The following is a 2858-nucleotide window of genomic DNA, read 5'->3' as shown; positions in this document are numbered from 1 at the left end:
GCAGCTGACCACGGGCGCGCTGGTCGCGCAGACCCTGGAGCGCCCGCTGCGCCCGGGCGAGGTGTCGCTGGACGAACTCGAGCGCGCCTTCCGCGAGACCGCGATCGAGGTGCCGACGCCGGTCGCCAGGGCCGCGCCGGCGCCGGCCGCCGCGGCGCCCGTCAAGGACGCCGCCAAACCCGCCGCCCGGGAGAAGGCCGCGCCCAAGAGGTCGATGGCCGACGAGACCGCCGCCGACGGCGACCGCATCGCCAACCAGTCGATCCGCGTCAACGTGGATACGCTGGAGCATTTGATGACCATGGTCTCCGAGCTGGTCCTGACCCGCAACCAGCTCCTGGAGATCTCCCGCCGCAACGAGGACACCGAGTTCAAGGTGCCGTTGCAGCGCCTCTCCAACGTCACCGCCGAGCTGCAGGAGGGCGTCATGAAGACGCGGATGCAGCCGATCGGCAATGCCTGGCAGAAGCTGCCGCGCATCGTGCGCGACCTGTCGAGCGAACTCGGCAAGCAGATCGAGCTCGAGATGCACGGCGCCGACACCGAGCTCGACCGCCAGGTGCTCGACCTGATCAAGGATCCGCTCACCCACATGGTGCGCAACTCCGCCGACCATGGCCTGGAGACCCCGGCCGAGCGGCTGGCGAGCGGCAAGGGCGAGCAGGGCACGATTCGGCTGTCCGCCTATCACGAGGGCGGCCACATCATCATCTGCATCGCCGACAACGGAAGAGGCCTCAACACCGAGAAGATCAAGGCCAAGGCGCTCTCGAGCGGCCTCGTCACCGAGGCCGAGCTCGAGAAGATGAGCGAGGCGCAGATCCACAAGTTCATCTTCGCGCCGGGCTTCTCCACCGCCGCCGCCATCACCTCGGTCTCCGGCCGCGGCGTCGGCATGGACGTGGTGCGCACCAATATCGACCAGATCGGCGGCACCATCGACATCAAGAGCGTCGCCGGCGAAGGCTCCTCCGTCACCATCAAGATCCCGCTGACCTTGGCGATCGTCTCGGCGCTGATCGTCGAGGCCGCCGGCGACCGCTTTGCCATCCCGCAGCTCTCGGTGGTCGAGCTGGTGCGGGCCCGCGCCAACTCCGAGCACCGCATCGAGCGCATCAAGGACACCGCGGTCTTGCGCCTGCGCAACAAGCTGTTGCCGCTGATCCACCTCAAGAAGCTGCTCAAGATCGACGATGGCGCCGCTAGCGATCCCGAGAACGGCTTTATCGTGGTGACCCAGGTCGGCAGCCAGACCTTCGGCATCGTCGTCGACGGCGTGTTCCACACCGAAGAGATCGTGGTCAAGCCGATGTCGACCAAGCTGCGCCACATCGACATGTTCTCCGGCAACACCATCCTCGGCGATGGCGCGGTGATCATGATCATCGACCCCAACGGCATTGCGAAGGCGCTCGGCGCCGCCGGCGCCTCGGCCCACGACCTGGCCGATGAGGCCGCCGCCCATCACATCGGAAGCGGCGAGCAGACCACCTCGCTCTTGGTGTTCCGCGCCGGCTCGAGCCAGCCCAAGGCGGTGCCGCTCGGCCTCGTCACCCGCCTCGAGGAGCTGCCCGCCGACAAGATCGAGTTCAGTAACGGCCGCTACATGGTGCAGTACCGCGAGCAGCTGATGCCGCTGGTCGCCATGGAGGGCGTCACCATCGCGTCCCAGGGCGCCCAGCCGATCCTGGTGTTCGCCGATGACGGCCGCTCGATGGGCCTCGTCGTCGACGAGATCATCGACATCGTCGAGGAACGGCTCAACATCGAGGTCGGCGGCACGGCTAGCGGCATTCTCGGCTCGGCCGTGATCAAGGGCCAGGCCACCGAGGTGATCGACGTCGGCCACTTCCTGCCGATGGCGTTCGCCGACTGGTTCACCCGCAAGGAGATGAAGCCGTCGATGCACGCGCAGTCGGTGCTGCTGGTCGACGACAGCGCCTTCTTCCGCAACATGCTGGCGCCGGTGCTGAAGGCGGCCGGCTACCGGGTGCGCACCGCGGGCGGCGCGCAGGAGGCGCTGGCGACGCTGCGCGCGGGCCAGAACTTCGACGTGGTGCTGACCGACATCGAGATGCCCGACATGAACGGGTTCGAGTTCGCCGAGGCGCTGCGCGCGGACCACAACCTGGCGGGAACGCCGATCATCGGCCTCTCGGCGCTGGTCTCGCCGGCGGCGATCGAGCGCGGCCGGCAGGCCGGCTTCCACGACTATGTCGCCAAGTTCGACCGTCCCGGGCTGATCGCGGCGCTGAAGGAGCAGACCGCGGGCGCCGCCGGCGCCGCCGAGCTGAGCCGGGCGGCGGCCTAGCGCATGATCCGGACCCGAAGGGCCGCGTTAGCGCAAAGTGTGAAGCGGTTTTCCGACAAGATCATGCTCCAACAACAAGCGGCGGGGAAGGAGATACTTCGATGAGCAGCAAGATGCAGACCGCCGAGGGCGCCATGGTCGAGTACGTCACCGCGATGATCGGCGGCCAGCTGTTCGGCCTGCCGATCTCCCGCGTCCAGGACGTGTTCATGCCCGAGCGCGTCACCCGCGTCCCCTTGGCCTCGCGCGAGATCGCCGGCGTGCTCAACCTGCGCGGCCGCATCGTCACCGTGATCGACATGCGCGCCCGGCTCGGCCTGCCCAAGGCCGAGGCCGGCAAGGCGCCGATGGCGGTCGGCGTCGACCTGCGCGGCGAATCCTACGGCCTTTTGATCGACCAGATCGGCGAGGTGCTGCGCCTGCCCGAGGACGGCAAGGAGGACAACCCCGTCAACCTCGACCCCCGCATGGCCAAGCTCGCCGGCGGCGTCCACCGCCTCGACGGCCAGCTCATGGTCGTCCTCGACGTCGATCGCGTCCTCGAGCT

2 protein-coding genes are annotated in these 2858 nt (G+C 68.4%); both read left to right on the top strand.

Going from position 1 to position 2858, the window contains the following annotated elements:
* The coding region (locus AYJ54_RS31415) for a hybrid sensor histidine kinase/response regulator (RefSeq protein ID WP_063696632.1) at window positions 1-2311 on the top strand (2311 nt) is incomplete at its 5' end.
* Between the two features lie 101 nt (window positions 2312-2412).
* Window positions 2413-2858: chemotaxis protein CheW (locus tag AYJ54_RS31410; RefSeq protein WP_063705247.1), on the top strand; the 446-nt coding region annotated here is incomplete at its 3' end.

The organism is Bradyrhizobium centrolobii (assembly GCF_001641635.1).
Classification (GTDB): Bacteria; Pseudomonadota; Alphaproteobacteria; order Rhizobiales; family Xanthobacteraceae; genus Bradyrhizobium; species Bradyrhizobium centrolobii.
This window is presented reverse-complemented; position numbering and strand designations above follow the sequence as displayed.